This is a genomic window from Ruegeria denitrificans, assembly GCF_001458295.1.
Classification (GTDB): Bacteria; Pseudomonadota; Alphaproteobacteria; order Rhodobacterales; family Rhodobacteraceae; genus Ruegeria; species Ruegeria denitrificans.
The window spans coordinates 191,572-207,324 of sequence record NZ_CYUD01000010.1; the positions used below are offsets into that span (position 1 = coordinate 191,572).

A 15,753-nucleotide genomic window follows, 5' to 3' on the forward strand; every position below is an offset into this window, starting at 1 on the left:
AGAAGGGTTCAATCGCAAATAGCGGCAAGCCTTCCTTCCCATCACCTTCCTTTCGTGGGCCAGCGGGATTTGAACAAGCCAAACGCCCCTGGCCGTCAGGGTGAGGGCGCGGCCCTCCCCCTCGGGCAACCCTTTTAGACAGGGTCGAGTCCTCGGCTGCACCTTCGGGCCGCACCACCCCTGTCGAATAGCGTTGCCTTGCCCCCTCCCGCGTTCGCCACGTGGCAGATTAGCAGGAACAGGCAGCTTCGCTGACTGACCTGCAAATCAGCTCTGATTTTCCGAAAGGGAATTCAGATCAAAACAAACTGTCTGCGGGAGTATGAAATGGGGGAGGTGTTGGGTAAGTTTATGACGCAAAGGTCAAATTCGTCTGACGTCCAACAGGATACTGTGGAACGTCACTGATATTTGACTCAATCGACAGACAAAACCTCAGCAAATCGGTAAATTCAGTCATTCAATTCTGACCCAAACGTCAAGCAATTCTGACCCAAAACACTTACAAGCTTTTTCCGATGCCGGTTATGTTTCAGTTGAAGAGATCTTTTCTTCTACGAAGCAATGTTCGCCATGATATTGAACCTGAGCATAGCGGCACTTGCCGTTCTGTTTCACAGGCATAGGCAAGTGCCTTATGCGTAGACGTACGCCCAAATTCTAAACTACGTCAGGTTGCGACATGCGAAACATCCCTATCTGGCGAATAGATGTCGAGGATGTTCCAATGCCCGGTGGTTGGCGTTGGATTGTTGATCATCGGGACATCAAGGACAGTTGGTTTGCCGCTGGCGATTGCCGCTTCCAAAGCAGGCAACAACTCGTCAGCAGCGCTGAGCCTGTGCCCTTCCGCACCATAAGCTCGTGCAATGTCTGAATAGCCCGGTCCGTTTGCGGGTGCGGCGGCTGATCCGGGGAACGTGGTTCCATAGGTCAGACCGTAATGCGCTTTTTGAAGGCCGGCGATAGTTCCGAAGGCGTTGTTGTTCATAACCAGCCAGATGATGCCCAGGTCAAGTTCAACCGCCGTTGCCAGCATCGACGGGTTTTGACCGAAACCACCATCGCCAACCAAACTTAGTACGACTCGATCAGGTGCTGCCAGTTTTGCGCCGATCGCTCCCGGCGGGCCAAAACCCATCGTAGCGAACCCGCCCGGGGTCAGTATTGAGCCGGGGGTCAGGATATCGAATTGCTGTCCGACACCGTTCTTGTTCCACCCGACGTCCGTGGTGATGATGGCATCCTTAGGCAGTGCCTTGCGGGTATCTGCCAGAATACGCTCGGGCATCATCGGAAAGGCCGACGAGGTCGCCATTTCCACGTTGCGCGCTTTGAATTCTGTCCGGAAATTCGTGATCTGCTGTTCCAGCGCGGGGCGCTTGAAGCCATCCGGATACATCTCGCGGGCCACCCGATTGAGCACACGAAACGCGGCCTTGGCGTCAGCAACGACTCCGATCTCGGTGGGATAATTCCGTCCGATCTCCTGCGGCTCAATGTCGATATGGATAACCTTCGATCCGGGAATGTTGAACGTGTAGCCAGGGTACCAACTTGAACAATCAGCCTCTTTGAACCGAGTACCCACGGCAAAGATGTAGTCTGCATTCAAGCAGGACTGGTTGACCAATTCGGTGCCCCAAAACCCGGTCATTCCCAGCACAAGCGGATGGTCGTCTCGCAACGCACCTTTACCCATCAGGGAATGCGCGACTGGCAGGCCCATATGTTCAACAAATTCTCGCAACTCCTCGCTTGCTTGTGCCAAAAGGATACCGCCGCCGACATAAGCAACTGGGTTTTTGGCCTTCGCCAGTGCTTCGACAATTTCACACGCTGTTTCGTCGTCAATCGACGGTTTCTTGAGCGCCCGCGTGTTGTCGCGAATACGGTCGAAACTATCCGACGAGATCACTTCGGAGAAGATATCCATGGGAACGTTGACCAGCACCGGACCGGGCTGGCCGCTTTCAGCGAGATGAAACGCCTTTTCCAGAATCTCGGCCATCAGGTCTGCCCGGTCTACACGCCACGCGCGTTTGACGAAGGGTCGATAGATCTCCCACTGGGCAGCGTCTGCGTGCAGGTTCACCTCCTGATGCGGGTGTTTGCCGTAGTAGTGCGTGGGAATGTCCCCTGCGATCACCACCATGGGGATACAGTCCAGTGCCGCGTTGGCGACCCCGGTGGCGCAGTTTGTCAAACCTGGGGAGAGGTGTGACAAGACCACCGAGGCCGTGCCGGTCACGCGGGCATATGCGTCCGCCGCGTGGCTGGCGATTTGTTCGTGCCGTACGGTGACGAAATCGATGGGACTTTCCGCCAGCGCAGCCAGAACCGCGATGTTCGTGTGCCCGCAAAGGCCAAATACATGCTTGACCTCACGGCGTTCGAGAAAGTCAACGATATGTTCGGCAACGGTCTTGCCTTCCAGTTTCGCTCCGTCCATCACGCGACCTCCTGTCCGTAGAACTCACCGAACAGGTCCGGCTCCGAGGGGCGATCCTCGGGGATCGGACGGCTGACCCAAGTGTAGTTCATCATATGCTTCATGGTGACGTTTTCGTTGGTGATGTTGCCGCCCCAGATGCCACAGCCGAGGCTGCTGGTCATGGGCATACCATTGGTCCAGGCACCCGCATTGGCCTTGGATTGCGGCTGCCGGACCATCATGCGGCTGACCGGAGCAAGGCGAGCGAGCTGATCGATGTGATCGTCATTATGGCTATAAATCCCGCAGGAATGGCCCTTACCTCCGGTATTGTAAATCCGGCTGACCGTTTCCAGCGCGTCATCGAACGTGTCGAAGTGATAGAGCGCCATCAGCGTGGTCAGTTTTTCCTTAGAGAACTTATGCTGCGGCCCGATTTTCCCCTGATTTTCAACCATCAGGAATTTGCGATCTTCGGGGATCGAGAACCCGGCGACTTTGGACGTTTGCTGAGGCGGGCAGGCGATGGTCGGGAAGGTGCGGTTGCCCTTTTCGTCCCACATAGCAGCTTCGAGCATAGCCTTCTCTTCAGCCGAGCACAGGTACCCGCCTTCGGCTTCAAGCGCCTTGACCATGTCGTCGTAAATTGAACGCTGGATGATGATGTTGCCGTCAGCCGAGCAACCAGACCCAAAGTCAGACGTCTTTGAAATACGTGTGTTCTGAGCGGCGATGTCCAGATCGGCGGTCTCATCGACGACGATGGAAGAATTGCCCGCGCCGACGCCATAGGCCGGGCGCCCGGAGCTATAGGCCGCTTTTACCATCGGCTTGCCGCCCGTCGCCAGCGTCAGATCACAGATCTCCATCAAATGTTGCGTCAATGGGATCGACGGTTTGCGAATGGATTGAAACAGATCCTCGGGGGCACCGGCAGCACGACAAGCTGCACGCATGACCTCGACCATTTCGAAGGTGGTATGAGCGGTTCGCGGATGCGGGCTGAAGATGACCGCATTCCGGGCGTTTGCGGCGGAAACACCGGTCACCGGTGGTGTCATTGCTGGATTGGTCATCGGGATTAGGGATGCGATGACACCAGCAGGTTTGGCATATTTTACCAGGCCCTTTTCCTCATCCACCTCGACGATACCGGTCGATGGAGTGCGCAGGACATCACGCAGGACCATGTGAATCTTGAATCGCTTCGCAGGGCGCCCTTCGCGATCTCCGATACCGCTTTCATCCACGCCTTGCTGGGCCAGACGGGTGAAAGTTTTCTCGTTGCCTGCATACCACGCAATGGCCTGAGACAGGCGGTCCAGTCTCTCCTGATCCCAATTCTCGATCTCGGCCATGGCAGCGCGGGCGCGTGCCAGCATATCGGCCGCCATGTTGCGGTCGTTTTCAGTGAGCTCTTTGCCCATGATGATCCTCTTGGTGTTTTAGAAATGCAGCATCGGGCATACGACGCTGTGACCGCGCCTCGCCGAATGTTCGCTTGGCGTGGCTGAGACAGCGACGCGCGTGTTCTTCATATCCCAACTCGGCAACGCGGCTTTGGTTGGGCAGTTCAATAGAATAGTCGACGGGCGGCATCCGTTCGATGATGCCGTTGAAGTCGATCCAACCTTCGCCTGGGTACAACCTCGCATCGCGGGCCAGTTGGATCATACCCTCGCGAGTATCTGCGATGCCGGGCAGGCAATCAGAGATATGCAGGAAGTGAAACAGGTCCGAGGGGACGTGCAACAGTTCGCCCAGATCCACGCGGCTGAGGTGCAGATAAAGCGTATCGACCAGAATACCGCCGTTCGGTTGGTCGGAAGCCCGGACAATATCCAGCGCTTCATCCAAAGTGCGCAAGCGAGAGAAGCTTGGGAACTCCAAGTCCACTGTTAGCCCGTAGGGCACCGCCAGCTCGCAGGTCTCGGAATAGACGTCGATCAGAAAATCACGATCATCGCGGGTGTTGGTCCACGCGCTCATGATCATGCGTTTGGCGCCCAGTTCCCCGCCAATCTCCAGCGAGCGCTCAAAACTACGCGGATCCACGTCTTCGGTGATGCGTGCGATCTCGATATCCAGAACCTTCAGACCCGTGGTTGCAAGCGCCGTCTTTGTGGCCTGCACCTGTGCCTTGTCGATCGGGGATTGAGTGAATTCACCGGGCACATGCATCGGAATGAACCGGGGGCTGACGGCATCGTACCCGGCCCGCGCGGCGATATAGACCAGCTCGGGCGGCGTACAGCCGATCAGCGTCAGATGCGCCAAAGAATAGAGAGAGGGGCTTGCGCCAGCCTCTTCGGGTTTCACCATGAACGACAGCTCCAGTGCCTGCGAATCTCAATTTCATCACACGTTGTCAAAAATATCTGTTATTTTTTAAAATATCAACTTTTAATACTGAGCAGGAAATGAAAACGCCCGGGCAACAACCCGGGCGTGCTTAACCTTCGTGTTGGCAGAGCCTTAGAGAGTGACCCAGTCCCCTCCGGACTGGTGAGAGCGCACAGAGGCGTCAATGAACCGGACGCCGTCTGCGCCTTGATTGACACTGGGAAAAGTAAGCCAATCGGCCGGAACCGTGACGCCATCCCGCCGCGCGGCTACGGCCATGGCAAATTCCGTATAGAGGTTGGCCCAGGCTTCGATAATCCCTTCGGGGAAGCCGCGCGCAGTACGGATCAGACGTTCCGCACCGGGTCCCATACCATGCCCGTGACCTCGGCTGATGATACGATCCGGCTCACCAAACCGATTGAACTTCAGCTGCTCCGAATTCTCCAGGTTCCACTCGAGACCTCCTTCGTTCCCGAATACCCGCAACCGCAACCCACCCCGATTTCCCGGGGCAAGGCGTGTCGCCATCAGGGTTCCCGGAACCTCGTTTTCATAGCGGGTGAACATGAATGCTGTGTCTTCCAAAGGCTTTGGCGCGCCGCAGACATGAAACTCGGCCCGTAGGTCAGTCAAGGGCAGGCCCGAGACAAAGCTGGCGAGATGCGCGGCATGGGTGCCGATATCGCCAACACAACTGGTCGGGCCAGAAATCTTTGGGTCCAGCCGCCACTTTACATGAGGCGCATCGGCCACATCTTCGGGCGTCATCCAGTCTTGCATAAACTCAACATGTATTTGGTTGATTTTTCCGATAGCTCCGTCGGCCACGATTTGCTTGGCTTGCCGGATCACTGGAAAGCATGACATCGCATATCCGACGGCAAAGACCTGCCCCGTGCGTTTGGTGATCTCCTCAAGCCCCTGGGCTTCGGCGACTTCGTTGGTCAAGGGCTTGTCGCAAAGCACGTCAATACCCGCCTCCAGAAACGCTTTGGCAGCTTCAAAATGAACGTGGTTCGGGGTCGTGATCATGACGGCATCCACGCCATCCGGGCGCGCCGCCTCGGCCTGCGCCATCGCCTCGAACGACGTATAACATCTGTCTGATGGTAGGAACCATTCAGCACCACGCGCTTTGCTGCGCGAGCCAACAGAGCTTAACGCGCCTGCAGCGACCTCCCACCGGTCAGTCATCCGCGCGGCCGTTGCTTGCGTGACAGAGATACGCCCTCCGCCAACAACGCCCAGCCGCAAACGGCGAGACAGGCGGGGGAAAGTATCATCAAAGTTCAGGTTTTCGGGTAAAAATCTCTCAGCCATTCTGAACCTCCATTTCCGGGACCCGTACGCCTTCCGGCAGCATTTCCACTGCCATGAAAATGCTGGGGGTAATCGTCTCGTACTGATGCCAGGGATAGTTGCCTTCGGCGTCATACATCGGTTTGTGCGTCGTGCCAGGGGCCATGAATTCTTCGAGGTAAAGGGTTTCAACATCCCGCTCACGGCATTGCTGCATTTTGCCAAAGCCTACGATTTGCGTATGCACTTCGCGAAACCCCGGTACCGGGCAGAACGGATGATCCTTGTGCAATCCGACATTCAATGGGACCGAGCCGGAATGGTACATGGTCAGTCCGACGTTACCCACGAAGACCTTTGGGGACATGTAATGACTGACACCGCGCAGACGCTCCTCTTGGCGGATATCAAAAGCAGATGGCCACGTATCTTTCACCCATTCAAACAACTCGTTCTCATCGGCATGGGCGTCGAAACCGTGGACAATGACTGCACGTTCCACGCCGTTAAGCGTGCTATCTTGCACGATAACGGACGAAAGCGGTGCAACGGCCTGATCCTCTACCGCGAGGTCCCTTCCCCCAAGGTTCAGAACAATGGCGCGACCCTCGACAGATATTCTGTCTTCATCGGTGATGTGCTGGACGCGAAAGAATGGCTGAGCAAAGTCGAGTGTCTCAATCGGCATGGACCAAATCCTTCCTCTCATTCTATAGGAAATCGACCGGCAGAGGCTCCGGAGCCGCGCAACGGCTTTCTATCGTCTGATAAGCGCCGAATTTCGGCGCCCGTTCGATTGCGTCCATGACCTCGAAAACGTGGTAGGCAAGCGCTCCACTTGCACGGGGTTGGCGTCCTTCTTGTATCGCCAGAGCCAGATCCAAAAGGCCGAGTCCTCGGCTGTCTTCATTAAATCCATGTTTGTTCTCGACCACCTGCCAGTCTTCGCGACCGGTTGGACGAGGCTGATGAGACCAGCGCGAGGTCTCCCGCGTTTTCAGCCAGACATCCCCCTGAAAAGTGTTGGCTCCGTGAACCGGGTCAGGGTCAGGGATGCTGATGGTGCCGTTTTCACCGTAAATCTCTAATCGCGGAGTTTCGCTGTCCCATACGTCGAAGCTCATGGTCATCGACCCGATGGCGCCGGATGAGAACTGCAACAGGCTTAGGGAGTGCGTGTCGACCTCGACATCCATCCATTCTCCGTTGCGCGGGCCGTTTTCGATCATCCGCTTGTCAAAGGTCCGCCGTGCCATTCCGGCGACACGGTCAATTGGTCCAAGGCAGCAGATCATGACGGTCAGATAATATGGCCCAAGGTCCAGCAATGGCCCACCTCCGGCCTGGTAGTAGAAATCCGGGTTGGGATGATGGCGTTCCGTCCCGTGGGTACCGACATGGGCAAGAATCCCTGTTGGTTTCCCAATAGCACCTTCATCGATCAAGCGCCGAACTGTCTGCCAGCGACCGCCCAGAAACGTGTCGGGTGCGCAGCCGACCAGGAGCCCCGTTTCGGAGGCTGTGTGCAGGATCGCCTTTCCATCCGATCGGTTCATGACCAGTGGCTTTTCGGAATAGACGTGCTTGCCCGCCTCCAGAGCCCGCAGGCTGATTTCGGCATGCGCCGCCGGAATTGTCAGGTTCAGAACGCAGTCAATCGTCGGATCGGCAAACACTTCATTTGGCGTGCAGGCCTTCGCGACGCCGTATTGATCCGCCTTGGCGCGGCTCTCTTGAGGATCGAGGCTTGCGCAAGCCACGACCTCGACGCTCGAAAATTTGGAGAGGGTTTTTAGATAGATATCGCTGATACGACCACAGCCGATAAGGCCGACCCGGAAGGATTTCGATGTCTCACGTGTCATCATTCCTGTCTTCGTAGAAGGGTAAGTAATTCGGGGGCATCGGCCCTTTATTCCGGCCGCCCTGCCCCATCTGCTCCCAGGCGTGGGCGAGTATTCCGACCGAGCGGGAAAGGCAGAACAGCCCGCGTGACAAAGGCGCTGGAAAGCCAAGCTCGCAGAAGATCACAGCTGTCGCGCCGTCGATATTCATGGCAATTGGCCGACCGCCGCGTTGACGACCGAGTTCGGCCTGAACCTCTTCTCCGATATCAGCAAACCGGCCAGAAACTGTGCCTTCTGCCGCTGCATCTCGAACAAGTTGCATCAATCGTGGTGCGCGTGGGTCGACGGGCTTGTGAAACCTGTGACCAAAGCCCGATACGATCTTGCCGTAGGTCTCGCACCAGCTGTCCAAACCATCCCGAACAGCGTCATTCAGCGAGGCTCCCGCATCCATGCGGACCGCGATATCATAGTAAAGCTCAGCGCATTGCTCCCCTGCCCCGCCGTGCACGTCGCCCAGCATGTTCACCGCAGTCGCCATCGCATTATTGAGATCTACCCCGCAGGTGGCGGCCATACGAGCAGCCGCGATTGAGGGAGCTTGTGGGCCGTGATCCACGCCTGCGACCAAAGCGGCTTCGAACAGGCGCGCTTGCGCGTCGCTGGGCAGATCGCCCCGCACCATCAGCCAGATCATCTGCGGGAAAGATACGTTCCCGATCAGGTCCTCTATGGCGTTGCCGCGAAAAGCGATCTGTCCAGGTTTCATGTCGATGATGGAGGTACGCCACCATTGGCGAACGGCGCGCTCATCGCTTGTCATTTGCAAGGTCATTGAGTTTGCACCTCCTTCACCGGCTGGGTTTTGCTTTGCGCGGCGAGGCGAATGGGCGCGTTACCCGCGCCATACCCGGTATAGCCCATGCGGCGTTCAACAATTTCGAAGAAGAAGCCGTTAAAGATGGGGCGGCTGTATATCTGAAAATACTCAGCACCCGCTGCTCGATCGTAGAGAATGTTACCCCGGCGCAGTTGGGCGATCAAATCGTCATCCAATCCGAAAGTCGCTTGCAGATCAGCGTAGTAGTTTTCAGGGATGGACAGGCTGGGAAAGTTGGACTTGAGCAACTGGGCTGAGGTTTCAAAAATATCATCCGACTGGAAGGCGATGTGCTGAACACCGGCCCCAAAGCCATCTTCAAGGAATGACGCCGCCAGAGTTCGGCGCCCAACTGCCCCGTTCAGGTTTAAGCGCACTTCCCCTTCGGGACTTTCGATAGCTTGGCTTTGCACGACACCGGACGGGTCGGCGACGTTCACGATAGGAGACTTGGCCATCTCGAAAGTCGAAATGTAGTAGAGCAGCCAGCTTTGCATCTCATCGTGACGCATCGTCTGGGCCAGATGGTCGATACGGCGCAGACCGGCGGGCTGGGTCGCTTTGGTTTTCGCTACCGGCTCGAACTCGATATCCCATACCCGATGCAGATCGGATTTCTCATCGATGAAATGAACAACATTGCCGCCAACACCACGAATGGCCGGGATATCCAGCTCTCCCGTTCCCACTGGCTGCGAGAAATTCGGTGCGCCCAACGCGGTCGCCCGCTGAACCGTCTGATCCGCATCTTTGACACGCAACCCCATGTCACACACGGAGGGGCCATGACCCAGAAACGCCGAATGGGCAAAACCTTCCTTTTCGGTATTCACAAGGATGTTTATCGCGCCCTGCCGCCACAGCTCGACGGACTTGCTCACATGCTTTCGCTCCATTCGAAAACACATTGCTGACAGCATATCTGCCAGCTGCGCGCCGCTTGTTTCGTCGGCTGTAAATTCGACGAACTCAAAGCCTGACGCATAGATGCGCTCCGGCAGGTTCGGGATGCCAAAATCGGTTCCCGGCTCGGTCCGGGAAACCTCATCTAACAGGTTCACCAGCGACCTGTAGCTGTCTCGGGCCAGTGTCCGGCCACCGGGTTGAGGAGCTGCTTCATTGACACGCGCAATGGACCAAGGCCCCTTGTACCCGGCGCGGGACAACACCCGCACAAAACCCGCAAGGTTCAGCGACCCAAGCCCCGGCAGAAGCCCAAAGTGCCGTTTTAGCCGACGTATGTCCATCTCAATCCGGGGTGCATCGGACAGTTGCACATGGAACACCCGCTCTCCAGGAGTGTCCCGAAGGCGGGCTGGTTTGGACCCGTCGGCAAGCGAGAAGAAGGAATTCAAGGCCAACCCCAAATGAGGGCTGTCGATGGCTTCCACGACGCGTAAAGCCTGCTCATCCGAGTGAACAAGATCCGACCATGGCAAGCCCATATAGGCCAGACGCAATCCCATCTCTTTCGCAATCTTGGCCGCCTCGCCAAGGTCTGCGATTACCTGTTCTTCGGTTGTAGCGGCATCGACCTCGAAGGCAGACCCGATGAGCAGCAATTCCGTTCCCAACTCGCTCATCAGGTCGAGTTTGCGCTTCAGCCGATCAAAGGCGCGCTCACGTTTGGCGTCGACCTGGCCTTCAAGGTTATGGAAGGGTTGTAGCAGGCAAATCTTCAGGTCGAGATCTGATGCAATGTTCCGAATTTGCGATGGCGGCCCGTCAAAAGCGGTCAAATCCGGTTCGTGTAATTCGACACCCCCGAATCCCGCGTCAGCGATAGCACTCAGTTTTTCGGCCAGATCACCGGGGATCGACGTTGTCGAAACCGAGAGGCACATTATCCCTGATATCCAAACATACGCGGCAACCACAGGACCAGATCCGGCATCAGCATCATGATCACCAAGGCGAAGATGAGAACCGCGAGGAAGGCCCAGATTTCCGAGATGATTTCACGCAGCGGAATGTCCGTCACGGCGTTGATCACAAAGAGTAGAATGCCATAGGGCGGCGTGATCAGACCGATCATCGAGTTCACGACGACCAGCACTCCGAAATGCACCAGATCAATCCCAAGCGCTTCGCAGGTTGGAATGAACAGGGGCACGATCACAAGAATGATCGTTGTCGCGTCCAACACGCAACCCAGCGCGAGGATCAGCAGGTTAACCAGGATCAGGAAAACAATCGGACTAACATCTGAACCCTCCAGCAGTGCCGAGATCGACTGTGGAATCTGTTCCTGAATGACGATGAAGTTCAGAATGAACGCGCCACCAATGACCACCCCGACGGCGGCGGAAGAGCGCGCGCTGTCGACGAACACTTGATAAAGGCCACGGAAGGTTAGTGCGCGGTAGAACAGCGCTGCCAGTAGCAGGGCGTAGAATGCAGCAACTGCGGCGGCCTCTGTCGGAGTAGTGACGCCGCCATATATGCCGTACAGCAGAATTGCGGGCATCAGCAGTGCCGGGAACGCGTTGGCGGTTTTAGCCGGCAACTCGCGCAGCGGAACAGGTTCTTCCAATGCAAAGTTCCGCTTTCCGGCCAGATAGTAGTTCATCGCCATCAGGACTATGCCCATGATCAGGCCCGGCAGAATGCCCGCAAGGAACAGCGACCCGATAGACGCCTTTGAGACCAGCGCATACAGAACCATCGGGATCGAAGGCGGAATAATCGGGCCGATCGTCGCCGACGCCGCTGTGATTGCGGCTGCATAGCCCCGGCTGTAACGGCCATCCTTGGTCATCATCTCAATGATGATCTTGCCGATCCCTGCAGCATCCGCGACGGCCGAGCCGGACATGCCGGAGAAAATCAACGACGCCACCACGTTGACGTGCCCGAGGCCGCCCTTGAAACGCCCGACCGCGGCGACGCAGAAATTCAGCAGGCGGTCCGTGATCGACCCCGCGTTCATGATATTCGCGGCGACTATGAACAAAGGCACGGCAAGCAGGATCGTGCTTTTGTAGAAGCCTTGCAGGATCTTCTCACCTGCCAAAGCGACGTCCAGACCAGCGACACCCAGATACATCAGTGACGCCAAAAGGATGGAATAGCCGATAGGGGTCCCGATGCCTGCCAGAACAAAGAGTGTGAGCAGGCAGGAAAGAAGTTCGAAACTCATTTGCTTGCGTCCTCGTCGTCTTCCACATCAACACGGGGATGTTCGTCGACCACGTTGTATCCCACGACCATTTCAAGTTCGGTTTTTGGTGGGCCGTTACGCATGATGTCAAAGAACAGCCATGCATACCGCGCGGCTACGACCAGCATGAACACGGCATAGATCGAAAACACGGTGCGCAGCGGTATCTTCTCACCCGAAAAGGGATTGCGCACCGTCGCGGTCTTGCGGATTTTCATCCAGTCGATGTAGTCCCAAGTCGGCAAGAAGCTGTAGAGCATCCCGACCACGATCGCGGCGGCTGCCAGCATCGCAAAGACCTGACGGACACGTCGGGGCACGGACAAGTATATAATGTCGAATTTCACGTGATCCCGCTCGCGCACGATGAAAGCGCAGCTGAAAAAGATCACCCAGACCCAGAGGATGCCGATCAGTTCCAGCGTCCAACCGGCGGGGGTGAAGAAATAGCGCAAGAGAATTTGTAGCAGGAAGATCAGGAAGATTGCCGCCAGCATCCCGCCGGCAATCGCTTCGGTCAGTCGGGAGAACCCCTTGATGAAGGCTTTCATAATGGTTCTCCCTCCCTTAATTTACTGGACTCAGTTGCCCAGCGCGTTGATCTGCTCCAGAACGCCATCCGGCCACGCCCCAGCAAATTCGCTGTCAAGATACATGGACTGTACCTGATCGCGGAACGCCGCGAGATCGGGTTCGTAGATTTCCATCCCCTGCTCTTTCAGGAAGCTGACCAGATCTTCTTCTTTCTGAAGCTGCTTCTGACGACCTGCCTCGGCCGCTGCGTCGGCTGCTTCCTGAACCTTGGCCTGCTGTTCGGGCGTCAGCCCGTCCCAGACCTCTTTGCCGATGGCGATATAGTTCAGGTCAACCAGATGCGACGTCAGAACGATCTGATTGGTCACTTCGTAGAACTTGGCATCCACGACAGTCGGCAGTGGGTTGTCCTGACCGTCAACAGCACCGGTCGACAGCGCGGTGTAGACCTCAGAGAACGCCATCGGTGTGGGTGCAGCACCCAAAGCCTTGCCAAGGAACTGCCATGCATCGGTGCCAGGCATCCGCAGGTTCACACCATCCAGGTCTGCTGGCGTCGAGACCGTCAGCTCATCCTTGGGCTGGCGCAGGTTCACCTGACGACGACCCAGATACATGACCGACAGCAATTTGACGCCCAGCTCTTCTTCGGCCTTTTGCTTGAACGCATCCATCAGGGGATCGTTGAAGACAGCCACCTGATGCGCTGCGTCCTGATGGACGTAGCCTGCAGTAAAGATCGAAAACTCAGGGAAGAACTGTGCCAGTTCCTGCGCCGAGGTGATCGACATTTCCAGGTTACCGCGGCTGATCGCGTCCAACTCGGTGCCTTGCGCGAATATGGTGCCGTTATAGCTGGGCTCGTAGCTGGCGAAGTCGGCAACCAATGGCGCAAAAACCTCGGCCATTGCGACCGAACGCTGATCGGTCTCTGACCCAGACGTCGCGAGACGAAGTTGTACTTTGTCATCCGCAAGCGCACCGCTTGTTGCGCTGAACAGAACACCGGTTGCAACCAGGGCTGACACAGCAGCCCGGCGTGTAAGTTTGAAAGTCACTTTTTTCCTCCCTGAGACATCACTGATGCTTCTTTTTTGGCGATTCCAAGTTTTGACCTATTTTGGACATTTTGCAAGATTTTTTGCAAAATATCTGATATTTTATACTGCGGATATGTTTACGATTGGCGCATGTTGAATACTATCGATCCTGATCGTTTCACCTGTTGTGCAGGAATTCTGAATGGCTTCAATAACTTGAAGCGTTCTAAATCCTTCCCAACCTGACACGATCGGGTCCGTTTTTTGCCGGGCCACATCAACAAAATGCCTGAGTTGATTGACCAACGGGTCAGAGGCGCCCTTTTTCAATGCGGTTGTCGAGATCGGAGTCCACCAGTCTCTTTGCTCATCCCGATAGCTCCAAAGCCGGAGGTCAGGAACGGATAGCGACCCATGAGAGCCACCGATCATGTAGCTGCTTTCCGTGGTCGACGGATAGATCGGATATTCCTGAGACGTCATCTCCCAACTCCACGGGGCAACGATACTGTCGGACACGCTGATGGTGCCGATGGCCCCGCTTTCAAACGTCAGCAGAGCACCGGCAACATCCTCGTTGTCATACCCCCGTTGCGATTCAGCGGACTGCGCCTGAACGGTTACGACCTCGCCGGCCAGGTACCGCAGCAGATCCACATCGTGGACAAGATTGACCGAGATGGGCCCTGCACCGGGTTGCTTTCTCCAGGGCGCAGCATCAAAATACTCGTCTGGCTTATAGAACCAGCAATTCGCATGGACAGCGCGCACATCTCCAATCTTCCCATCGACAATGGCTTCCTTAGCCGACCGGATAAGAGGATTGTGTCGACGATGATGTCCAACCATCAGTGGCACATTGGCCTTCTCCGCTGCTTGAACAAGCTCAAGTGCAGCGGTGGCTTCCACGGCGATCGGCTTTTCGACAAGAACGGGACAACCATGTCGAACACACGTGAGGCCTTGTTCGACATGAAGCGTGGTTGGGGTCGCAAGAACAGCTCCGTCCGGCGTCTGATTTGCAAACATTTTCTCGAGGGTCTCGTAACATGCGACCCCGTGCTCAACGGCGTAAGCACGGCCTTCATCGCTGGGGTCGACCACCCCGACGAGATCAACATGGCGCAACGCTCGGATAGCGTCTGCGTGGCGGCGTCCAACAAGGCCAATGCCGACAATGGCAATGCGAAAGTTCTTAGACACTTTGCTTCCTTCCGGAGGGTCCGGAAAATCCCGAAACCGATGATTGCGATCGGGCTTTTTTGCCCAATTTAGCCACGACCGTATTGTGGTTTTCGCGATTCCGCAATAATGTATGATATTTTTATTTTTACCATACATCAGTTTGGATTGCTGATGTCTCTGAAAAATGTTAATTGAACGAGGAAATTGATAATATCGGGTGAAACGCATGGCGAAACAGCCGTCTACGATAGGTGCAAGCACCTATCAGCGCATCAAACGGGACATCATCTTCGGGGAGCTGCAGCCCGGCTCCAAACTGAAGCTGGACGCCTTGAAGGAACGCTACTCGGCAAGCCTTTCGACACTTCGTGAAACGCTGAACAGGCTCGCCAGCGACGGATTTGTCGAAGCTCCGGAGCAACGAGGTTTCCTGGTCACGCCAGTTTCACGAGAAGACCTGACCGAGATTTCAGAGCTGCGCGTTCTGTTGGAATGCCACGCGTTGGAGTTGTCCATTGCGAATGGCGACACGGACTGGGAAGGCAACCTCGTTGCCGCACACCACAAGCTGCACCTGATGGAACAGCAGCTTCTCAAGGGCGACGAGTCCGAGAAAGAAACCTGGAAACGATATGATTGGGAGTTTCATCAAGCGATGATCGCGGCCTGCAACTCCAAGAACCTTCTGTCTCTGCACTCGATCATCTACGACAAGTATCTGCGGTATCAGATGCTCGTGCTGACCTATCGCGGCGAAGAGGCCGTCAAGGAGCACAAAGGCATGTTTGATGCCGCGCTGGCCAGAGACGCGGGCACCGCTAAGAAACTGTTGGAAGATCACATCCGAAACGGCCTCACCCACACGTTGGAGGCAATGTAAGGCGGCATGCTGATTGCGTGCTTCGCGGTCTTCAGGCCGATTTGGCAAAGAATATCTCAAAGTTCTACGTCTAAATTGAGAAGTTTGTGAACGGCCCATAGCGGATGAGGTGGGTGGCTCCTGCTCCACCGGCATCGAATGTGCCAAA

General features: G+C 56.2%; 13 protein-coding genes. 1 reads left to right on the forward strand and 12 read right to left on the reverse strand.

Annotation, left to right across the window (positions count from 1 at the left end; all coding sequences use genetic code 11):
- Window positions 1–670 precede the first annotated feature (670 nt).
- From RUE5091_RS16270 to RUE5091_RS16325, 12 genes are all read right to left on the reverse strand, one after another.
- Entirely contained in the window at window positions 671–2,452 is a 1,782-nt protein-coding gene (locus tag RUE5091_RS16270; protein WP_058282988.1) for a thiamine pyrophosphate-binding protein, read from the reverse strand.
- Window positions 2,452–3,861, reverse strand: coding sequence for an aldehyde dehydrogenase family protein (locus tag RUE5091_RS16275; RefSeq protein WP_058282989.1), 1,410 nt, complete (start codon window positions 3,859–3,861; stop codon window positions 2,452–2,454). The genes RUE5091_RS16270 and RUE5091_RS16275 overlap by 1 nt, the downstream gene beginning before the upstream one ends.
- Window positions 3,842–4,756, reverse strand: coding sequence for a sugar phosphate isomerase/epimerase family protein (locus tag RUE5091_RS16280; protein WP_058282990.1), 915 nt, complete (start codon window positions 4,754–4,756; stop codon window positions 3,842–3,844). The genes RUE5091_RS16275 and RUE5091_RS16280 overlap by 20 nt, the downstream gene beginning before the upstream one ends.
- A 153-nt stretch (window positions 4,757–4,909) precedes the next feature.
- Window positions 4,910–6,100, reverse strand: a complete 1,191-nt coding sequence (locus RUE5091_RS16285) for a Gfo/Idh/MocA family protein (RefSeq protein ID WP_058282991.1) — start codon at window positions 6,098–6,100, stop codon at window positions 4,910–4,912.
- Window positions 6,093–6,767, reverse strand: coding sequence for a hypothetical protein (locus RUE5091_RS16290; protein ID WP_058282992.1), 675 nt, complete (start codon window positions 6,765–6,767; stop codon window positions 6,093–6,095). Before RUE5091_RS16290 ends, RUE5091_RS16285 begins: the two co-directional genes overlap by 8 nt.
- A gap of 22 nt (window positions 6,768–6,789) precedes the next feature.
- Complete coding sequence (locus tag RUE5091_RS16295; RefSeq protein WP_243470803.1) at window positions 6,790–7,944, reverse strand: Gfo/Idh/MocA family protein; 1,155 nt, start codon at window positions 7,942–7,944, stop codon at window positions 6,790–6,792.
- Entirely contained in the window at window positions 7,934–8,749 is an 816-nt protein-coding gene (locus tag RUE5091_RS16300) for a citryl-CoA lyase (RefSeq protein ID WP_058283014.1), read from the reverse strand. Before RUE5091_RS16300 ends, RUE5091_RS16295 begins: the two co-directional genes overlap by 11 nt.
- An 8-nt stretch (window positions 8,750–8,757) precedes the next feature.
- On the reverse strand, window positions 8,758–10,650 hold the full coding sequence (locus RUE5091_RS16305; RefSeq protein ID WP_058282994.1) for a bifunctional sugar phosphate isomerase/epimerase/4-hydroxyphenylpyruvate dioxygenase family protein: 1,893 nt from the start codon (window positions 10,648–10,650) through the stop codon (window positions 8,758–8,760).
- Window positions 10,650–11,945 (reverse strand): TRAP transporter large permease, encoded by a 1,296-nt coding sequence (locus RUE5091_RS16310; protein WP_058282995.1) that lies wholly within the window; start codon window positions 11,943–11,945, stop codon window positions 10,650–10,652. Before RUE5091_RS16310 ends, RUE5091_RS16305 begins: the two co-directional genes overlap by 1 nt.
- Window positions 11,942–12,517: a TRAP transporter small permease gene (locus tag RUE5091_RS16315; protein WP_058282996.1), complete on the reverse strand. Its 576-nt coding sequence runs from the start codon at window positions 12,515–12,517 to the stop codon at window positions 11,942–11,944. The genes RUE5091_RS16310 and RUE5091_RS16315 overlap by 4 nt, the downstream gene beginning before the upstream one ends.
- A gap of 30 nt (window positions 12,518–12,547) precedes the next feature.
- Complete coding sequence (gene dctP, locus RUE5091_RS16320) at window positions 12,548–13,558, reverse strand: TRAP transporter substrate-binding protein DctP (protein WP_058282997.1); 1,011 nt, start codon at window positions 13,556–13,558, stop codon at window positions 12,548–12,550.
- 102 nt (window positions 13,559–13,660) lie between these two features.
- Window positions 13,661–14,953, reverse strand: coding sequence for a Gfo/Idh/MocA family protein (locus RUE5091_RS16325; RefSeq protein WP_243470805.1), 1,293 nt, complete (start codon window positions 14,951–14,953; stop codon window positions 13,661–13,663).
- Between RUE5091_RS16325 and RUE5091_RS16330 the strand changes: the two genes are divergently transcribed.
- On the forward strand, window positions 14,952–15,605 hold the full coding sequence (locus RUE5091_RS16330) for a GntR family transcriptional regulator (protein WP_058282998.1): 654 nt from the start codon (window positions 14,952–14,954) through the stop codon (window positions 15,603–15,605). The genes RUE5091_RS16325 and RUE5091_RS16330 overlap by 2 nt on opposite strands.
- The last annotated feature ends 148 nt before the right edge of the window (window positions 15,606–15,753 follow it).

Coding starts and splice junctions, on each gene's coding strand:
- RUE5091_RS16270 (WP_058282988.1), bottom strand. CDS start 2,452: ATGGACGGAGCGAAACTGGAAGGCAAGACCGTTGCCGAACATATCGTT.
- RUE5091_RS16275 (WP_058282989.1), bottom strand. CDS start 3,861: ATGGGCAAAGAGCTCACTGAAAACGACCGCAACATGGCGGCCGATATG.
- RUE5091_RS16280 (WP_058282990.1), bottom strand. CDS start 4,756: ATGGTGAAACCCGAAGAGGCTGGCGCAAGCCCCTCTCTCTATTCTTTG.
- RUE5091_RS16285 (WP_058282991.1), bottom strand. CDS start 6,100: ATGGCTGAGAGATTTTTACCCGAAAACCTGAACTTTGATGATACTTTC.
- RUE5091_RS16290 (WP_058282992.1), bottom strand. CDS start 6,767: ATGCCGATTGAGACACTCGACTTTGCTCAGCCATTCTTTCGCGTCCAG.
- RUE5091_RS16295 (WP_243470803.1), bottom strand. CDS start 7,944: ATGACACGTGAGACATCGAAATCCTTCCGGGTCGGCCTTATCGGCTGT.
- RUE5091_RS16300 (WP_058283014.1), bottom strand. CDS start 8,749: ATGACAAGCGATGAGCGCGCCGTTCGCCAATGGTGGCGTACCTCCATC.
- RUE5091_RS16305 (WP_058282994.1), bottom strand. CDS start 10,650: ATGTGCCTCTCGGTTTCGACAACGTCGATCCCCGGTGATCTGGCCGAA.
- RUE5091_RS16310 (WP_058282995.1), bottom strand. CDS start 11,945: ATGAGTTTCGAACTTCTTTCCTGCCTGCTCACACTCTTTGTTCTGGCA.
- RUE5091_RS16315 (WP_058282996.1), bottom strand. CDS start 12,517: ATGAAAGCCTTCATCAAGGGGTTCTCCCGACTGACCGAAGCGATTGCC.
- RUE5091_RS16330 (WP_058282998.1), top strand. CDS start 14,952: ATGGCGAAACAGCCGTCTACGATAGGTGCAAGCACCTATCAGCGCATC.
- RUE5091_RS16325 (WP_243470805.1), bottom strand. CDS start 14,953: ATGCGTTTCACCCGATATTATCAATTTCCTCGTTCAATTAACATTTTT.